The sequence below is a fragment of the Agromyces mariniharenae genome (assembly GCF_008122505.1).
Lineage (GTDB): Bacteria > Actinomycetota > Actinomycetes > Actinomycetales > Microbacteriaceae > Agromyces > Agromyces mariniharenae.
In genome coordinates this window covers 1,590,572-1,608,808 of sequence record NZ_VSSB01000001.1, presented here as the reverse complement: position 1 = coordinate 1,608,808, position 18,237 = coordinate 1,590,572, and the positions used below count along the sequence as shown (strand labels likewise).

Annotated in this window: 17 protein-coding genes; 13 read left to right on the top strand and 4 right to left on the bottom strand. The window is 71.3% G+C overall.

All coding sequences use genetic code 11. From position 1 onward, the window contains the following. Positions 1-4: 4 nt before the first annotated feature. The 4 genes from FYC51_RS07350 to FYC51_RS07335 all read left to right on the top strand — a co-directional run bounded on the left by FYC51_RS07350 (position 5) and on the right by FYC51_RS07335 (position 2,881). Positions 5-1,003, top strand: a complete 999-nt coding sequence (locus tag FYC51_RS07350; protein WP_238476356.1) for an ABC transporter permease — start codon at positions 5-7, stop codon at positions 1,001-1,003. Then, positions 1,000-1,809, top strand: coding sequence for an ATP-binding cassette domain-containing protein (locus FYC51_RS07345; protein ID WP_148732947.1), 810 nt, complete (start codon positions 1,000-1,002; stop codon positions 1,807-1,809). Before FYC51_RS07350 ends, FYC51_RS07345 begins: the two co-directional genes overlap by 4 nt. Further along, complete coding sequence (locus FYC51_RS07340) at positions 1,806-2,159, top strand: putative quinol monooxygenase (RefSeq protein ID WP_148732946.1); 354 nt, start codon at positions 1,806-1,808, stop codon at positions 2,157-2,159. The genes FYC51_RS07345 and FYC51_RS07340 overlap by 4 nt, the downstream gene beginning before the upstream one ends. Before the next feature lie 89 nt (positions 2,160-2,248). After that, the gene (locus tag FYC51_RS07335) at positions 2,249-2,881 is read left to right on the top strand and encodes a TetR/AcrR family transcriptional regulator (protein ID WP_148732945.1); all 633 of its coding nucleotides are present in this window, start codon (positions 2,249-2,251) and stop codon (positions 2,879-2,881) included. 219 nt (positions 2,882-3,100) lie between these two features. Here the strand turns inward: FYC51_RS07335 and FYC51_RS07330 are convergent, their stop codons facing one another. Next, positions 3,101-5,899 (bottom strand): immune inhibitor A domain-containing protein, encoded by a 2,799-nt coding sequence (locus FYC51_RS07330; protein ID WP_238476255.1) that lies wholly within the window; start codon positions 5,897-5,899, stop codon positions 3,101-3,103. Between the two features lie 304 nt (positions 5,900-6,203). Between FYC51_RS07330 and FYC51_RS07325 the strand changes: the two genes are divergently transcribed. From FYC51_RS07325 to FYC51_RS07305, 5 genes are all read left to right on the top strand, one after another. Continuing rightward, a complete protein-coding gene (locus FYC51_RS07325; RefSeq protein ID WP_148732943.1) occupies positions 6,204-7,070 on the top strand; it encodes a hypothetical protein in 867 nt (288 codons plus the stop codon). A gap of 32 nt (positions 7,071-7,102) precedes the next feature. Further along, positions 7,103-8,242 (top strand): glycosyltransferase family 4 protein, encoded by a 1,140-nt coding sequence (locus FYC51_RS07320; protein ID WP_148732942.1) that lies wholly within the window; start codon positions 7,103-7,105, stop codon positions 8,240-8,242. Positions 8,243-8,248: 6 nt separating this feature from the next. Further along, positions 8,249-9,394 carry a glycosyltransferase family 4 protein gene (locus tag FYC51_RS07315; RefSeq protein WP_148732941.1) on the top strand — a complete coding sequence of 382 codons (1,146 nt, stop codon included), beginning with the start codon at positions 8,249-8,251 and terminating at the stop codon, positions 9,392-9,394. A 152-nt stretch (positions 9,395-9,546) separates the two neighbouring features. Continuing rightward, entirely contained in the window at positions 9,547-10,410 is an 864-nt protein-coding gene (locus FYC51_RS07310) for an alpha/beta hydrolase (protein WP_148732940.1), read from the top strand. A gap of 85 nt (positions 10,411-10,495) precedes the next feature. Continuing rightward, positions 10,496-10,927: a hypothetical protein gene (locus tag FYC51_RS07305; protein ID WP_148732939.1), complete on the top strand. Its 432-nt coding sequence runs from the start codon at positions 10,496-10,498 to the stop codon at positions 10,925-10,927. A gap of 46 nt (positions 10,928-10,973) precedes the next feature. On the opposite strand, the gene FYC51_RS07300 is transcribed toward FYC51_RS07305, so the two are convergent. The 3 genes from FYC51_RS07300 to FYC51_RS07290 all read right to left on the bottom strand — a co-directional run bounded on the left by FYC51_RS07300 (position 10,974) and on the right by FYC51_RS07290 (position 13,847). Continuing rightward, positions 10,974-11,660, bottom strand: a complete 687-nt coding sequence (locus FYC51_RS07300; RefSeq protein ID WP_338014681.1) for an HAD hydrolase-like protein — start codon at positions 11,658-11,660, stop codon at positions 10,974-10,976. A 136-nt stretch (positions 11,661-11,796) separates the two neighbouring features. After that, positions 11,797-12,492 carry an endonuclease NucS gene (gene nucS, locus FYC51_RS07295; RefSeq protein ID WP_148732938.1) on the bottom strand — a complete coding sequence of 232 codons (696 nt, stop codon included), beginning with the start codon at positions 12,490-12,492 and terminating at the stop codon, positions 11,797-11,799. Positions 12,493-12,542: 50 nt separating this feature from the next. Then, positions 12,543-13,847: an MFS transporter gene (locus FYC51_RS07290; protein ID WP_148732937.1), complete on the bottom strand. Its 1,305-nt coding sequence runs from the start codon at positions 13,845-13,847 to the stop codon at positions 12,543-12,545. 404 nt (positions 13,848-14,251) lie between these two features. On the opposite strand from FYC51_RS07290, the gene tdh reads away from it, so the two are divergent. From tdh to FYC51_RS07270, 4 genes are all read left to right on the top strand, one after another. After that, a complete protein-coding gene (gene tdh, locus FYC51_RS07285) occupies positions 14,252-15,295 on the top strand; it encodes an L-threonine 3-dehydrogenase (protein WP_148732936.1) in 1,044 nt (347 codons plus the stop codon). Positions 15,296-15,297: 2 nt separating this feature from the next. After that, positions 15,298-16,491 (top strand): glycine C-acetyltransferase, encoded by a 1,194-nt coding sequence (locus FYC51_RS07280; RefSeq protein ID WP_148732935.1) that lies wholly within the window; start codon positions 15,298-15,300, stop codon positions 16,489-16,491. 65 nt (positions 16,492-16,556) lie between these two features. Next, positions 16,557-16,988 carry an SRPBCC family protein gene (locus FYC51_RS07275; protein WP_148732934.1) on the top strand — a complete coding sequence of 144 codons (432 nt, stop codon included), beginning with the start codon at positions 16,557-16,559 and terminating at the stop codon, positions 16,986-16,988. Positions 16,989-17,104: 116 nt separating this feature from the next. Next, a complete protein-coding gene (locus FYC51_RS07270; protein WP_148732933.1) occupies positions 17,105-18,172 on the top strand; it encodes a LacI family DNA-binding transcriptional regulator in 1,068 nt (355 codons plus the stop codon). The last annotated feature ends 65 nt before the right edge of the window (positions 18,173-18,237 follow it).

Sequence of the window (18,237 nt, the reverse complement as noted above, 5' to 3'; positions counted from 1 at the left end):
CGACCTGGCCGAGGAGTTCCTCGACCGCACCACCCCGCTCAGCCGCATCCGCAACACGCTGCACCGGTATCCGGCGATCAGCCCGGCCATCGTGCTCGTGCTCGCCGTCATCGTGTTCGGCCTGCTCAACGATCGCTTCCTGAACCCGGCGAACCTCTCGCTCATCACCCAGCAGGTCGCCGTGGTCGGCACGCTCGCGATCGCCCAGACGCTCATCATCCTCACCGCCGGCATCGACCTCTCGGTCGGCGCGGTCATGGTGCTGAGCTCGATGGTCATCGCGCAGACGACCGTGCAGGCGGGGCTGCCCGCGGTGCTCGGGCTGTTCCTGGGCCTCGTCGTCGGCCTCGGCGCGGGCGCCATGAACGGGTTCCTCGTCACTCGGCTCAAGCTGCCGCCGTTCATCGTGACGCTCGGCACGCTCAACATCTTCGTCGCGCTGACGCTGCTCTACTCGGGCGGCGCCACCGTGCGCGGCGCCGAGATGCCGCCGCTGCTCACCTGGACGGGCGCGACCTTCGACGTGCTCGGCGTGAACTTCACGGTCGGCGTCGTCATGATGCTGCTCCTGTACGTGGTCGTCGCGTTCATCCTCGCGAAGACGGCGTGGGGCCGGCACGTCTACGCCGTCGGCGACGACCCCGAGTCGGCGCGCCTCGCCGGCATCCGGGTCAACCGCGTGCTCATGAGCGTCTACCTCGCGGCGGGCGCGATCCTCGCGATCGGCGCGTGGATCCAGATCGGCCGCACCAACGCGGCCTCGCCGAACGCGGGAGTCGACCTCAACCTCGACTCCATCACCGCCGTCGTCATCGGCGGCACGAGCCTCTTCGGCGGGCGCGGAACGGTGTGGGGCACGCTGCTCGGCGCCCTCATCGTCGGCGTGTTCCGCAACGGCCTCTCGCTCGCCGGGCTCGACGTGCTCTGGCAGACGTTCGCGGTGGGCGTGCTCATCATCGTCGCCGTCTCCGTCGACCAGTGGATCCGAAAGGTACGCAAATGACCGACACCATCGCAGCGGATGCCGCGGGCGGCCCGGCCTCGGGCGAGACCCGTACTCCCATCCTGCGGGCCCGCCGGCTCGTGAAGACGTTCGGCCGCGTCGTCGGCCTCGACGGGGTGAGCCTCGAGCTCTATCCCGGGGAGGTGCTCGCGGTGATCGGCGACAACGGCGCCGGCAAGTCGACGCTCATCAAGTGCCTCACGGGCGCCGAGGTGCCCGACGAGGGCGAGATCTTCCTCGACGGCCGGCCGGTGCACTTCAAGCGGCCGCAGGACGCTCGCGCGGCGGGCATCGAGACCGTCTACCAGAACCTCGCCGTCTCGCCCGCGCTCGACGTGGCCTCCAACCTCTTCCTCGGCCGCGAGGAGCGGAAGAAGGGCGTCCTCGGCTCCGTCTTCCGAGTGGTCGACCAGAAGGGCATGCGTCAGAAGGCGAAGGCCGAGCTCACCGCGCTCGGGATCTCGACCCTGCAGGACGTCACCGTCGCCGTCGAGAACCTCTCGGGCGGGCAGCGCCAGGCCGTCGCGGTCGCCCGCGCCGCGGCATTCGGGTCGAAGGTCGTGGTGCTCGACGAGCCGACGGCCGCCCTCGGCGTTCGCGAGTCCAACCAGGTGCTCGAGCTCATCCGGAACCTGCGCGATCGGGGCATCCCCGTGATCCTCATCTCGCACAACATGCCGCACGTGTTCGACGTGGCCGATCGCATCCACGTGCAGCGGCTCGGCAAGCGCGCGGCGACCATCACGCCGCAGACCCACTCGATGACCGACGCGGTCGCGATCATGACCGGCGCGGCGCGCGCATGAGCTGGTCGAGCGAGGAGGGCCGCGTCGAGCTCGTCGCGCGCTTCACGGCACGGCCCGGGCGTGAGGAGGAGGTCGCCGGCCTCCTCCTCGCGCTCACCGCGAAGGTGCGGGAGGAACCCGGATGCCTCGCCTTCGAGCCGTACCGGGTCGCCCCGGCGCCTGCAGGAGCGGGCGTCGCGGCCGGGCCCGAGCGCGCCGGTGCGGCGTTCGCGGTGCTCGAGGCCTATCGCGACGAGGCGGCATTCGCCGCGCACCTCGCCGCGCCGTACGGCGCCGAGTTCAACGCGGCGCTCGGCCCGCTCATCGTCGAGGACCGGTCGGTGCTCACGTTCCTCGCGCCGCTTTCCTGACCGAGCCCTCACGGCGGGGCCCGGAGTCGTCGGAGCGTCCGGGCCCGCCGTACCGAGCGGGTACGGTGGGGAGGACCTCGAGGAGCACCATGAGACCCGGACCCCGGCGCAGCATCAGCCAGGCCGACATCGTCGACGCCGCGTTCGAGCTCCTCGAGCAGAAGGGGATGCCGGCGGTGTCGGTGCGCGGCGTGGCCGCCTCCCTCGGGCTCACGCCCACCGCGATGTACACGTACTTCCCGTCGAAGAACGCGCTGCTGCGCGCGATGGTCGAGCAGCTGCTGTCGACGATCGACCTCGCCGCGGCATCCGATGCCGACATCGCCTGGCGCGACCGGGTGCATGTGCTCGCCGGAGCACTGCTCGCCCGGCTCGGCGAGCACTCGGGCTCGCTCGTGCTCGTCACGAGCGGACCGCTCGACGGCACGCACGCGCTCGGCCTCAACGAGGCGCTCATCGCGGGGTTCACGGGCGAGGGGATGCCGCACGCCGAGGCCGCCCGTGCGGCCGTCGCCGTGCGCGCCTACGTGCTCGGCGCCGCAGCGCTCGACGCCGCGGAGCGTGCGGGCCGCGAGACGTCGGCCGACAACGCCGCGCCCGAGGCCCTATGGTCGGATGCCGCGGCGTTCCCGCTCACCGAGGCGTCGACGGATGCCGCGGGCGACGGGTTCGCGTGGGGGCTCGACCGCCTGCTCGACGGGTTCGAGCGCCGCGCCGCCTGAGGACCCCCTGCCGGTGATCGAGTAGCGCCCGGCGCAGCCGGACGCGTATCGAGATCCTCGCTCCCGGTTGAATTCGGGATCGCGTCTCGATATGCGTCGCCTGCGGCGGCGCTACTCGACGACCGGGCCGAGCGCCTGCGGCGACGCTACTCGACGGCCGGAAACGCGGCGAGGCGCCGACCCCGAAGGGCCGACGCCTCACCGGTGCATCCGGTCAGCTCACTGCGCGCTCGGCGGGGTGATGCTGATCAGCGCGGCGCGGTTGTCGTCCATCGCCTTCATGACCTGGATGACGGTGCCGTAGCCGACACCCGAGTCCGCCGGGTTGCCCGAGCCGAACGGCCCGAGCCCGATGTCCAAGCCGTCGTACGCCGGCAGGCGGTTGCCCAGCATGTCGTACAGCGGCGTCGTGTACTGCGCATTGCCGACCGACGGCATGACGGTCGAGGCGTCACGGTCGCGGTAGTACAGCTGCCCGGTGGCCTCGTTCAAGGCGAAGCCGGGCACCCAGCCCTGGTCGTCGGTGAAGGTGCTCACCGGCGCCTGGCCCGCGATGTCGGTGCAGTACTCCTTCAGCGCCGCATCCGTGATGCACTCCGTGAAGGGGTACGTCTCGGTCAGGCCGAAGGCCGCGTTCGAGGACTGCGCCCGCGACGGCATCACGTTGAGCGCCGACGGGTCGAGGACGGCCGCCGAACCCGTGCGCTGCAGGGGGTCGAAGTGGCTGTCGACGATGAGCAGGCCGCCCTTGGCACCGTAGCTGGGCAGAGCCGTCTCGTTGGCCGTGATCTGGTTCGAGCTGCCGTAGGTGGTGTCGCGGTACCAGACCAGCGCGCCGGGCGCGTTGTAGGCGAGCTTCTCGACCTTCCACGCGTCGACGCTGTACGTCGAGTTGTAGGCGTACTTCAGGCCCTCGTCGAAGCCGTCGAGGTTGCGCCACTCGACCAGGTAGTACTGCGCCTTGATCGAGGTGCCCGTGTCGACGCGCCAGCCGGGGCCGGCGGTCGTCGTGAACGACGAGACCTCGGCCTTCCAGCCGTTGTCACCGCTCTCGACGTCGTCGCTCCAGACGGTGGTGGCGCCGCTCGTCAGCGAGAAGTCGTCGCTGAACCAGCCGCGGTCCTGGTAGGCCGCATCCGTCGCGAGGCGCAGGCGGAGCTGGATGTCCTGGCCGGCGTAGGCCGAGAGGTCGACGTACTGGTGCGCCCAGCCGTGCGAGTCGCCCGTGAGGCCGTACTTCTTGTTGCCGTAGTCCGCCATGCGACCGTTCGGGTCGGCGTAGCCGTCGGGCGTGGAGGCCTCGGTGCCGTCTTCGGCGCGCACCTTCAGCTCGGTCCAGTCGGCGCCGCCGTTCGTCGAGACCTCGACGAAGCCGTAGTCCCAGTCCGCCTCGATGACGAAGTTGTTCCACATCCAGAACTTGGCGTCAGCCGGCACGTTCGTGATCGAGCGGCCCAGGCGCAGGTCGGCCCAGTCCTGGTCGGCGCCGGTGTACCACATGTTCTCGCCGCTGTGCGGCTCGGCCAGGGTCACCACCTTGTCGGGCAGGTTGACCTTGACGCCGTCCTGCGTGCCCTTCTTCGGGCGCGACGTCTGGCCGACCTTGACCGTGGTGGGCTCGTCGCCCGGGTTCAGCTCGACCGGGTCGACCCAGCCGAGCACCCACTTGTCCCAGAGGCCCATGTGCGTCGGCATCGACTGGAAGATCGGGCCCGAGTGCGAACCCGAGCTCATGAGGTCCCAGAAGTCGACGTCGGAGCTGGCCGCGTTCGACGTGTCGTACAGGTCGGGCAGGCCGAGGTCGTGGCCGTACTCGTGCGCGAACACGCCGACGCCCGAGTCCTCGGGCTGCACGATGTAGTTCGACAGCTTCAGCTCGGTGCCGGGGATGTCGGCGCCGCCGGCGACGGCCGACGAGTGCGCCCAGACGGCGTACGTGCCCTGGGCACCGCCGCCGCCCGACTTGTCCTCACCGGCGTGCACGAGCACGACGTGGTCGATCACCCCGTCGGGCTCGAGCAGGTCGCCGTCGTCGTCGCGATCGCCCTGGTCCTCGATGTCGTAGTCGGCCCACGGGAAGTCGGGCTGCGCCGCGGCGAGGGCCGCGACCGCGTCGATCGGCAGCTGGCCGGGCCCGAGCGGGTTGTCGGGGTGGCCCTGCATGTCCTGGATCGCGCCGGCCTGGTACTGGCCCTGCTCGTTCTTGAAGCAGAGGCTCGCGCCGTAGTACGCCTCGGAGTGGGGGACGGTCACCCACGGGGTGGCCGAGCCGTGCACGGTGTAGGCGCCGCGCGACATCTCCTCGTACATGTTCTTCATGGTGTAGCCCGAGATGTCGAAGCCGGGCTTGCCGTCGGGACCGGTGAGGTCCGTGCGCACGCGCTCCGTGATGCCTTCGTCGGTGAAGAGCATCTTGTTGTAGTGCTCGGAGGAGAAGTCGGGCACCCACATCGAGTTGTTGTCGTCGAGGTCGTAGCTCGCCGGGTCAGGGATGTTGTTGTGGAGCGGGCCGTTCTGCACGTCACCGGGCTTGCACTGCGTGGAGCCGAACGCGGTCGGCACGTAGCTGTCGGTGAAGTCGTCGTTCGCGTTGTCGTCGAACTCCACGAGGATCGTGAGGAGCTTCGCCTCCTGCGTCGTCTTCGACTGCTTCAGCTGCTGCTGCTTGAGCTGCTTCGGGCTCTGGCCCGTCTCGACCGACTCCGCCTCGAGCTTCGCGAGCCCGCCGGCCGCGACCGGGTTGCCCTGGCCGAACTTCCGGTCCAGCGCATCGGCCTTCTCGATGGCGGCCTGCGTCGTGTCGCCGCCCAGCGCGGATGCCCCGCCCGAGATCGACCCGACGACGGCCTCCTGGTCGACGCCGAAGGCCTCCTCGGCGCGAGGCGCGACGTAGTTCATGTAGTACTCGTCGTCGCCGATCACCGGCGCGGAGACGTGCGATGGCGCCGCGTTCGCCGTGGTCGTGCCCAGGGTCGCCAGACCGGCGGCCGCGAGCGCGAGCACGGGGATCGTCGCCACCGCGCGCCTGCGCGCGCGAGTGGTGTTTCCGAACATGCTTCTCCCTCCAGGTGCCCGGGGGATGACCCTCGGAGCACGAAACAACGTCCGCCGGGTAGACGGACGTAAGCGGCATCCTGCACTGCCACGACGCCCTATGGAAGGGCTTTCCGAAATCTGTGGATGACGTGCGCACTTCCATTGCGCGGAGCTGCACGAAATCGTCGATTCACCCCCGAAGGGGGCACGGATCCGCTGAAGCTGAGGGGCCCTCGGAAGCCGTCGTGTTGGCGATGCCGCAATCGTGGGGCATAGCCTTGGCGCGATGGGAAGACGGATTCGGATCAACGCCTACGTCCTGGCCGCGGATCCGTGGTGGCTCGAGGAGAGCGTTCGGGCCTACTATCCCGTCGTCGACCGCATCGTCGTGTCCTACGACGAGGACTCGACGTCGTGGACGGGCACGCCGATCCCCGTCGAGGACTGCCTGTCCCGGCTCCGCGCCATCGACGTCGAGGGCAAGTGCGACTTCCGCCCCGGGCACTACGCGCGGCTCGACGAGCACCCGCTCGACAACGACACGTTCCAGCGCGCCGACGCGCTCGCCGCGGCATCCGACGGCGCCGACTGGGTGCTGCAGCTCGACACCGACGAGGTGATCGCCGACGTCGGCGAGTTCGTCTCGTGCCTCGAGGAGGCAGACGAGCGAGGCGCCACCGGGCTCGAGTATCCGTCGCGCTACCTCTACACCCGCACGCGCTCGGGGCGGTTCCTCGAGATGTCGTCGCGACTCTGGGGGACCATCGGGAACTACCCGGGCCCGGTCGCCGTCGTGGCGGGGACGGTGCCGCGGCACGCCCGCCAGGCCGACGTCAGCCCGTTCCGGGTGGACTTCGCGGCGAACAACACCGACCCACGGCATCCGTCGGACGCCATCGTGCAGCGCGTCATCCGGCCCCGTGCCGGGATCCTGCACTACTACTGGGTGCGCAGCGAGGAGCACATGCGTCGCAAGGCCGGGTGGTCGGGCCATGCCGACACCTACTCGGAGCCCGCGCGAATGCGCGCCTGGCGGTGGCGCACGCGGCATCCGCTGCTCACCACCCTGAGCGCGCCGTTCCAGCCGATGGACAACCGGTTCCGGCTGACCACGCTGCCGCCGAGTCGTCGGCACTGGGTGGGGGAGTCGTGAGCGCGTCGGCCGCCCGCGGGACCGTCGCATTCGTGAACAACAGTCGCGAGACGTTCACGCCGACGGTGAGCGGCGCGATCGCGACCTGCGTCCTCGAGGTCGGTCGGGTCGCGCTCGCCGAAGGGTTCGACTGCCCGGTCATCACGCGTCCGGCGGATGCCGCGCCCCACGACTGGCCCGACCTGCGCCTGGTGAGCCCGATCCGGCAGCATCGGGGGGTGTCCGCGAAGGCACTGCGGGCGCGCCGGCGGCTCAACGGCTGGGCGCGTCCCGACCAGTGGGCGTTCGCGCGCGAGGCGCTCGCGGAGCTCGAGCAGCTTCGGCCGCGAGCCGTCGTCGTGAACAACGACCCCGAGGTCGCGGTCTTCCTGAGCCGGAAGCTGCCGGAAGTGCCGGTCGTGCATTGGTTCCACAACCTCGAGATGTCGAGCGACCGGTTCCGGCGCCGGTTCGCCGCCGGCCGCGGCATCCGCTCGGTCGCGGTCAGCGCGTACCTGGCTCGAGCGGTCGAGCAGGTCTACCAGCTCACGCCGCTGACGGTCACGGGCGCGCTCAACGGCGTGGCGGCCGACCGGTTCACCACGGAGCGCACGTCGCCGCTCGTGACCGTCGGCTACGTCGGCCGGCTCGCCGTGGAAAAGGCGCCAGACACGCTCGTCGCGGCCTGCATCCGCGTCGCGGAGCGCGGGGCGCGCTTCCGGTTGCAGCTCGTCGGCGACACGAACTTCGGGTTCTCGAGCCGCAACCCCTACATCAACCGGGTGTACGCGCTCGTCGCCGAGCTCGAGGACCTCGGCGTCGAGGTCGTGCGCACGGGGCACCTCGAGCGGGCGGACATCCCCGGCGCGCTCGCCGCGAGCGACATCCACGTCACGCCCTCCCGATGGGATGAGCCGTGCGGTCTCACGACGCTCGAGGGCCTCGCGAGCGGTCAGGCCGTGGTCGGCAGCGCGACCGGGGGGACGCCAGAGCTGCTCGACGGCGCGGGGCTCCTCTTCCCACGCGACGACGTCGATGCGCTCGCCGACGTGCTGGAGGGGCTGATCCGCGACCCCGTGGCGCGCGCCTCCTGGGGTGCCCGTGCGCGAGCCCGTGCGGAATCGCTCACGTGGGAGCAGACCTGGGACGGCCTGGCCCGCGCCGCGGGGCTTCGCGCCGACGGCAGGAACTGAGCCCGCATGCACATCGTCTTCGTGCTGCCGATCGGCGAGTACTACAGCCAGGCGTGGACGGGCGCCATCGCCACCATCACCCGGCACGTCGCCGGTGAGCTGACGGCGGAGGGCCACGCCGTCACCGTCATCACGCCCGACGACGGTGGGGCGGACTTCACCGAGGGCCGGGTCGTCCGGCTCCGCCACGGGTCGGCCCACCCCGTGCCGTCCGTGCGGCGCAAAGCGGAGACCGCCCGGGCGCGCCTCCGACGGTGGACCTGGCCCGACTACGGGCCGTACCTCCGCGAGGTGCGGCGCGCGCTCCGTTCGCTCGACGCCCCGATCGACGCAGTGGTCGTCGCGAACGATCCGGGCACCGCCGGACGGCTGGCCGAGGACGGCGTCGCGGGTCGCACCGTGCTGTGGCTGCACAACCGTCTCGAGGGCCCCGAGACCCGGCCGTTCGCGACGCTGCCCGACCGCGTCGCGGTCGTCGCCGTGAGCCGGGCGGTCGCCGACTGGACGCGCGACCGCTACCTGCCGGCGACCGAGATCGCGGTCGTGTACAGCGGGGTCGACCACGAGGTCTTCCACCCCCGGAGCGAGTGGCTCGAGGCTCGCGATCCGGTCCGCGTGATCTGCCACGGACGCATCGATCCCAACAAGGGGCACGAGGTCGCCGCGGCCGCCGTCGCCCGCCTCCGCGGCGAGGGCCTGCCCGTCGAGATCACGCTCATCGGGCAGGTGCGCACGTTCGGATTCAGCGCGGAGGAGGAGGCCGAGTACGGGCGGCGGGTGACGGCCGCGATGGAGGCCGCCGGCGGAACCGTGCTGGGCTGGATGCCGCACGCCGTGCTGGCAGAGCAGCTGCGCGAGAACGACGTGGCCTGCGTGCTCTCGCGCGTCGACGAACCGTTCGGGCTCGTGAACCTCGAGGCCATGGCGTCGGGCTGCGCGATCATCGCGACGCGACGCGGGGGCATCCCCGAGGCGGTGGGCACGGCCGGGGCGTTCGTCGACGCGGACTCACCCGATCAGGTCGCCGACGTGCTCGCATCCTGGGTCCGTGATCGGGCGCAGCTCGCCGCGATGAAGCGCGCGGCGGTCGAGCGCGCGAGCGAGTTCACGTGGTCGGCGACGGCGAGGGAGCTGCTCCGGGTGCTGGGCTGAGGCTCGCAGTCGCTCCGCTGCGTCGCGTTCGTGCAACGGATGCCGCGACGTGAACACGGCGTAACAGACCCTGGCGGGCACTGGCCGATGTCGCCGGGCGGACGTACCCTGAGCCGGTGCCGCAGGTGCGGCCTGCGGGTGAGGAGGCGGCGATGAGCGACGCGACGGGATCGACCCTGGCGGACTGGGAGCTGGCCGAGATCGAGCGCGCCAACGCCTCCGATCTCACGCCCATCGTGTTCGTGCACGGACTCTGGCTGCTGTCGAGCAGCTGGCGGCCGTGGCGCGACCTGTTCGAGGACAACGGCTTCATCACGCTCGCGCCGGGCTGGCCCGACGACCCGGCCACCGTCGCCGAGGCGCGCGAGCACCCCGAGGTGTTCGCCCGAAAGATGGTGCAACAGGTCACCGACCACTACCTCGACGCCATCTCCCGGCTCGAGCAGGCGCCCGTCGTGATCGGCCACTCCTTCGGCGGGCTCATCGCGCAGAAGATCGCGGGCGAGGGCGCCGCCGCCGCGACCGTCGCGATCGACAACGCGCCCTTCAAGGGGGTGCTGCCGCTGCCCGCGTCGTCGCTCAAGTCGGCCGCGCCCGTGCTGTCGAACCCCGCGAATGCCAAGCGGGGAGTCGCGCTGTCGTTCGAGCAGTTCCAATACGGCTGGGCGAACGCGCTCGACGACGAGGAAGCCCGGCACCTCTACGACACCTTCCACGTGCCGGCGGCCGGGGCGCCGCTGTTCCAGGCGGCGTTCGCGAACTTCAATCCGTTCGGCGGTGAGACCGCGGTCGACTCGAGGAACCCCGAGCGCGGCCCGATGCTCATCATCGCCGGCGAGGAGGACCACACCGTCGCGCCCGCGATCTCGCACGCGAGCTACCGGATCCAGTCGAGGAACCCCGGTACGACCGAGGAGATCGTCATGCCGAGCCGCGGGCACTCGCTCACGATCGACTCCGGCTGGCGCGCGGTCGCCGACGAGGCGCTCGCGTTCGTGCAGCGGTTCATCCAATAGCAAGCGGATGCCGCGGCGCGCGCCGTCGCGGCGCAGTGTCGAGGCGGATGCCCGGGCGTACGATCGGTCGCGGGGGTGGTTCGCGATGTCGGGAATCGGGAGTTCGGTGCGGCGAGGCCGCGTGGCGGCATCCGTCGCCGTGGTGCTCGGAGTGGCCCTTGGCGGCTTCGGCCTGACGGGCTGCACGGCGTCGGGGGGCTCGAGCGACGACGGCTCGTCGGCGCTGCCGCCGGTCATCGCCGACCTCGGCGACGTCGACGGGACGACCGTCGAGGTGCCCGAGGGCGGGTCGATCGACCTGACGGGAGACGACGAGACCTACACCGACTGGACGGCCGACATCGCCGACCCGGCGGTCGTGGCGTTCGTGCCCGGCCGCGACGACGGGAGCGCGCAGTTCAACCCGGGCCTCACGGCCGAGTCGGTCGGGACCACCGAGGTGACGCTGGACAACAGCGAGAGCGGCGAGTCCGTCACGTTCACCGTCGAGGTCGTGCCGAAGTCCGACGGCTCCTGATGCCTCGGCCTCGCGCCGGCTGCTCGAGTCAGTCGACCCGGAAGGGTCAGCCGAGCAGCAGGTTGCGCAGCTGGTCCGTCGAGTGCACGACCGCGATCGTGTCGGCTGCCTCGGCCGGGGAGCCGTAGCCCCACTCGACGAGGATCGTCGGCACCCCGTTCGCGGCGGCGCCGAGCGTGTCGTAGCCGCGGTCGCCGATCATGACGGCGTTCGAGGTGTCGATGCCCTTGGCCTGCAGGCGGCGGAGCGCCTCGCGCACGACATCGGCCTTCGTGCTCAGCTCCTCGTCGTCGCTCGCGCCCGTGATCTCGGTGAAGTACTGCGAGAGGCCGGCGTGGTCGAGCACCTGGCGGGCCATCGACTCGGGCTTCGAGGTCGCGAGGGCGATGGGGATGCCGGCGGCGTGGAGCCGCTCGAGCAGGCCGGCGACGCCGGGGAAGACGGGCGAGCGCAGGAAGTGCTCGCCGTAGTGGTCGCGATAGACGTTCAGGGCCTCCCACGCCTCGGCGTCGTCGAAGCCGGCGGTGAGACGCAGGCTGTCGAGCAGCGGCGGACCGACGTACGAGCGCAGCACGTCGTCGGACGGGACGTCGAGTCCGAGCGAGCTGAACATGTGCGCGAGCGACGCCGTGATGTCGGCGGCCGAGTCGACGATGGTGCCGTCGAGGTCGAACAGCACCGTCGACCACGTGCGCGTCGGCGCCAGCGTCTGGGTGGGCATCGTGGAAGTCACCGTGTCATCCTACGGCGGCAAAGCTTGAACGATTCTCAGGTACCAGAGGTCGTTCGGCGATCGTGATGCATGCAATCGCATGGGATCCGAGTGTTTCCGCGCCTCGGGCCCGACCCTGCGAATCCGCTGAAACGACTCAGAACAGTCTGGCGTGCCCACTGTCGATGCCGCGCATCGCGTCGTAGTCGAGCACGACGCAGCGGATGCCCCGGTCTTCGGCGAGCGTGCGCGCCTGGGGCTTGATCTCCTGTGCGGCGAACACGCCGCTGACGGGCGCGAGCCGCGGGTCGCGGTTCATGAGCTCGAGGTAGCGGGTGAGCTGCTCGACGCCGTCGATGTCGCCGCGGCGCTTGAGCTCGACGGCGACCGAGGCGCCCGAGGCATCCGTCGCGAGGATGTCGACGGGGCCGATCGCGGTCATGTACTCGCGGCGCACGAGCCGGTGGCCCTCGCCGAGGAGCTCGATCTGCTCGGCGAGGAGCTGCTGCAGGTGGGCCTCGACGCCGTCCTTCTGCAGGCCGGGGTCGACGCCGAGTTCGTGCGCGGAGTCGTGCAGCACCTCGTGGATCGAGACGACGAGCTGGTCGGCGGTCTTCTTGTGCGTGACCTTCCAGACCTCGACGATGCCGGCGGACTGCTGCTCGTCGTCGGGCGCGACGGCCTCGAGCGTGCAGGGCGGGCTCATCCAGTTGAGCGGCTTGTAGCTGCCGCCGTCGGAGTGCACGAGGAGGCTGCCGTCGCCCTTCACCATGAGCAGACGCGTCGCGAGCGGCAGGTGGGCGGAGAGCCGACCCGCATAGTCGACGGAGCAGCGGGCGATGACGAGGCGCACCTGTCGAGTGTACGGCGGGCCGCCGACGCGCTCAGGCCCTCACGCGCGCTTCAGGCCTTCGCGCGCGCCCGCGGCCCCGACTGCTCGCGTGCGGCGGGCGCCGCGATGCCCGCGAGCACCATGAGGCCGAGGAGCACGAGCAGCGCGTTGAGGAGGCCGAAGTGCTCGCCGAGGAAGCCGAGGAACGGCGGGCCGGCGAGGAACGCGCAGTAGCCGATGATCGCCACGGCGCTCACGCGCGAGGCGGCGAGCCGGCGGTCGGGCACGTCGGCGGCGGCCGACATGCCGACCGGGAAGCCGAGCGAGCAGCCGATGCCCCAGAGCACGGTGCCGACGATGAGCATCCAGGGCTCGCTGCTGAAGATGAAGAGCGTGAGGCCGATGACGCCGATCGCGGCGAGGGCCTGCAGCATCCGCACGCGCCCGAAGCGGTCGATGAGCGGACCGCCGACGATGCGGGCGGCGGTGATGGCCACCGTGAAGACCGTGAACACGGCCGCGCCGATCGTCGCGTCGTAGCCGTGCCCGTCGACGACCGCGAGCGCCAACCAGTCGTTGGCGCCGCCCTCGGCGAACGACATGCCGAGCATGACGACGCCGATGAGGAGCAGCCGCACGTCGGCCCACACGGCGAGGCTCTCGCGCAGGCGCTGCGTCCAGGGCGCGCGCGGTGTGTCGTCGTGCGGGTCGTCGCCGAGCTCCTCGCGCACGGGCACGTAGCGCACGGCGACCACGACGCCGCCCGCGATGAGCAGCGCGATCACGCCGAGGTGCACGGCCACCGAGATGGCGAGGGCCGATGCCACGGCGGCGAGTCCGGCGCCGGCGACCGTGCCGAAGCTGAAGAACGCGTGCATGAGCGGCATGAGCGTCTTGCCGATCTCGCGCTCGGCCTCGGCGCCCTCGACGTTCATCATCACGTCGACCGCGCCGTTGCCGAAGCCGAACAGGAAGAGCCCGATGACCACGAGCGGGACGGACGGCAGGAGCGAGCCGCCGACGCCGACCGACACGAGCCCGACCGACACGGTCACGAGCACGCCGATCATGCCGGCGCGCGCGCCGACGCGCGCCATCAGCCACGGGGCGGCGATGAGGCCGAGCACGGCGCCGATGGATCCGCCCATGATGACGAGGCCGACGCCCTGCGTGCTGAGCTCGGTGTAGTCGCGCACCGCGGGCAGGCGGGCGACCCAGCTCGCCATGCTCAGGCCCGAGAGGAAGAAGACGGCGAAGACCGCGTTGCGCCAGGCGGTGAGCTCGCGGCGCGGCCGACCGGCCGCGGATCCGCCGGGCGCGGGGGACGCGTCGCTGCGCTCTGCGAGGGCGGATTCGTCGTCTCGGTTGTGCGACATGGTTCCTCGTCGTCGAAGGGGCCGGCGGCCGGGATGCTGAAGGTGGTTCCAGTGTAGTCGAATCGATTCGAGCGTCAATATCGACCTGCGCTCGGTTTTGCCGCGGCATCCGTTCGAGTGACCCAAGATGAGTCGGATGCCGCAGCATCAGCCGCACCGAATGCAGGAAGTGCTGGCCAGGTGCGGCGTGTCGGCACGGCCTGAGACGGCGCGTGGCGCGGAACTTCCTGCACTCGGATCGAGAGGTCGGGATCCGTGACATCCGCTCGCCGTCGCCCCCCGGCGTCATCCGCCCGCGGCCGCGATTACGATGAACGGGTCACCTCGACGTGCGTCGTGACCCTCGGCGCACGAGCCCGGCGCCGGCCCACCCCGCAGGCGCCCGTACGAAGAAGGCGTCGCCGATGAAGGCCCTGTACAAGCCCGCGCCCGCAGCGGGACTCGAACTCGTCGACCGACCCGAGCCCGAGCCCGGGCCCGAGGAGGTCAAGATCCGGGTGCTCCGCACGGGCATCTGCGGCACCGACCTGCACATCGAGCAGTGGGACGACTGGGCCGCATCCGAGATCCAGGCGCCGCTCATCCCGGGCCACGAGTTCTACGGCGAGGTCGTCGAGGTCGGCGAGCTCGTGCACGACGTCGCGGTCGGCGACCGCGTGTCGGGCGAGGGCCACATCGTGTGCGGCATGTGCCGCAACTGCCGCGCCGGTCGCCGCCAGATGTGCATCCGCACGAAGGGCCTCGGCCTCCACCGCGACGGCGCGTTCGCCGAGTACGTCGTGATCCCCGGCGAGAACGTGTGGGTGCACCACGCCGATGTCGAGCCCGAGGTCGGCGCGATCTTCGACCCGTTCGGCAACGCCGTGCACACCGCGCTCGCGTTCTCGGTCGTCGGCGAGGACGTGCTCGTCACCGGCTGCGGCCCCATCGGCCTCATGTCCATCGCGGTCGCTCGGCACGTCGGCGCCCGGTTCATCGTCGCGAGCGACGTGAGCCCGGCTCGCCTCGAGCTGGCACTCGCGATGGGGGCGGATGCCGCGGTCGACGTGTCGCGCGAACGCATCCGCGACGTGCAGCCGCGCCTCGGGATGCGCGAGGGCTTCGACGTGGGCTTCGAGATGTCGGGATCGGCGAAGGCGCTGCCCGAGATGATCGAGAACATGAACCATGGCGGACGCATCGCGCTCCTCGGCCTGCCGAGCGAGCCCTACGCGATCGACTGGGGCAAGGTCGTGACCCACATGCTCACGCTCAAGGGCATCTACGGGCGCGAGATGTTCGAGACGTGGAACTCCATGAGCGCGATGCTGCAGACGAGCGCCGAGCTGCGTTCGCGCGTGGCATCCATCATCAGCGACCGCTACCCGGCGCGCGAGTGGCGGGCGGCGTTCGATGCGGCCGCATCGGGCGGCGTCGGCAAGGTCATCCTCGACTGGACGGAGGTCTGAGCGTGTACGGATCGGTGAAGGAGCAGCTCCGGGCGGAGCTCGACGAGATCGAGGCCGCCGGGCTCACGAAGCGCGAGCGCGGCATCCACGGACCGCAGTCCTCGGAGATCGAGGTGGCCGGCCGCGAGGTGCTGAACTTCTGCGCGAACAACTACCTCGGGCTCGCGAACGACGAGCGCATCAAGCAGGCCGCGCACCGCGGGCTCGACGAGTGGGGCTACGGGCTCGCGAGCGTGCGGTTCATCTGCGGCACGCAGGAGCTGCACCTGGAGCTCGAGCGCAAGGTCTCGGACTTCCTGGGCTACGACGACACGATCCTCTTCTCGTCGTGCTTCGACGCGAACGGCGGCGTCTTCGAGGTGCTCTTCGGGCCCGATGACGCGATCATCTCCGACGAGCTCAACCACGCCTCGATCATCGACGGCATCCGCCTGTCGAAGGCGCAGCGTTTCCGCTACCGCAACCGCGACATGGCCGACCTCGAGGCGAAGCTGCAGGAGGCGGCGGGCGCCCGCCGCCGCGTGATCGTCACCGACGGCGTCTTCTCGATGGACGGCTACATCGCGCCGCTGCGGGAGATCTGCGACCTCGCCGAGCAGTACGACGCGCTCGTGTTCGTCGACGACTCCCACGCCGTCGGGTTCGTCGGCGACAACGGCCGGGGTACGCCCGAGTACTGCGGCGTCGAGGGGCGGATCGACATCACGACCGGCACGTTCGGCAAGGCGCTCGGCGGGGCATCCGGCGGCTACGTCGCGGCCCGCCAGGAGATCGTCGACCTGCTGCGCCAGCGTGCGCGGCCGTACCTCTTCTCGAACACGCTCGCGCCCGCGATCGTATCGGGCACGCTGCAGGCGATCGACCTGCTCGAGTCGTCGGGCGAGCTGCGCGAGCGGCTGAAGGCGAACGCGGCGCTGTTCCGGTCGCTGATGACGGATGCCGGCTTCGACCTGTTGCCCGGCGAGCACCCCATCGTGCCGGTCATGTTCGGCGACGCCGCGCTCACCGCGCGCATCGCCGACGCCCTGCAGCAGCGGGGGGTGTACGTGACGGCGTTCAGCTTCCCGGTCGTGCCGCGCGGGCTCGCGCGCATCCGCGTGCAGCTCTCGGCGGCGCACTCCGAGGAGGAGATCCGCCGCTGCGTCGAGGCGTTCGCCGCGGCGCGCGACGAGGTCATGGCCGCCGCCGAGTCGTGACGAGATGACGGATGCCGCGGCGCGACGCCGCGGCATCCGATGGGGCCGACCGAAGGGAGCCGACCATGGCGGAGGGATTCGTCGCGACGTCGACGATCACGATCGGTGCGCCGCGCGAGCGCGTCTGGGCGGTGCTGACCGACCCCGATGCCACGCGCGAGTTCATGTTCGGGACCGACCTCGAGACCGACTGGACGGTCGGCGGGCCGATCCGTTGGCACGGGGTCTGGGAGGGCCGCCCGTACTCGGATCACGGCGTGGTCCTCGAGTTCGAGCCCGGACGGCGCCTCGTGAACACGCACTTCAGCCCGCTGAGCGGCGACGCCGACGTGCCCGAGAACCACCACACGCTCACCTGGACGCTCGAGGACGCCGACGGCGGAACCGTGCTCACGCTCGAGCAGGACGGCAACCGCACGACCGAGGCGCGCGACCACTCCCAGGGCATGTGGGACTCGGCACTCGCGAAGATCAAGGAACTCGCCGAGCGGGAGTGAACGAGCGGGCTCGACTCCGGCGCGCCCGGGCCGCGCCTCCCAGCCGGCATCGAATCGATTCGGCCTACAATCAGGGCGAAGGCCGGTTCCGCCGACCGCCGAGGAGCGACCAGACCATGACCGACACCGCAGCACGTCCCACCCTCGCCGACGTCGCGGCGAAGGCCGGCGTCTCCGCGTCGACCGCGTCGCTCGCCTTCAGCGGCTCCGGCCCGGTGTCGGATGCCACGAAGGAGCGCGTGCTCGCCGCCGCCGCCGAGCTCGGCTACGCGGGCCCCGACCCGCGGGCGCGCTCGCTGCGCCGCGGCCGCTCGGGCATCGTCGGCGTCGTGCTGGAGGAGCGCGTGCGCGCGGCCTTCCTCGATCCCGTGAAGATCCAGATGCTCGACGGCATCACCGAGGGCATCGCGCCGCTCGGCGCCGGCCTGCTCCTGCTCACCGACACGGGCGAGGCGGGCGGCAACGCGGTCGGCATCGAGTCCGCGCCCGTCGACGCCGTCGTGCTCGTCGGCTGCAGCCCGCGCCTCGAGCACTCCGTCGACGCGCTGCGACGCCGCGGCATCCCCGCGGTCGCCATCGAGGGAGACCCCGGCGAGGACGTGCCGCAGATCTCCATCGACAACCGCGAGGCCACGCGTCGCGGGGCCGAGCACCTTCGACAGCTCGGGCACACGGATGTCGCGCTCGTCACGCTCCCGTTCGACGCCGCCCGCACGCGGGGCCCGCTCACCGCCGCGCTCGTCGACTCGAGCACGGCCGACACCGCCACCGAGCGACTCATCGGCGCGCGCGAGGTGTTCCCCGACGCGACCGGCCGCGTCGCCGGTGCGAGCTCGATCGAGGAGGGCCTCGAGGCCGGACGCGCCCTGCTCGCCGACCCTTCGCACCGACCGACGGCGATCCTCGCGCAGAGCGACCTGCTCGCCGCCGGCGTGATCTGGGCCGCGGAGGAGCTCGGGATCGCGGTCCCCGCGGAGCTCAGCGTGGTGGGCTTCGACGGCATCCGGGTCGACGGCCTGCAGCACGACCTCACCACACTCGTGCAGCCGTCGGTCGCGAAGGGCCGCGCCGCGGGCGAGGCGATCGTTCGCCTCCTCGACGGCGAGCCCGGGCAGCCCGCCGAGTCGGTGCAGTTCACGAGCACGCTCCACGTCGGGAGCACGACGGCCCCGCCGCGCGCCTGACCGCCCCCGCGCGCGGCACCACGGAGGCGCTACATTCGGCACATGCTCGAAGGCTTCCTCGCCTG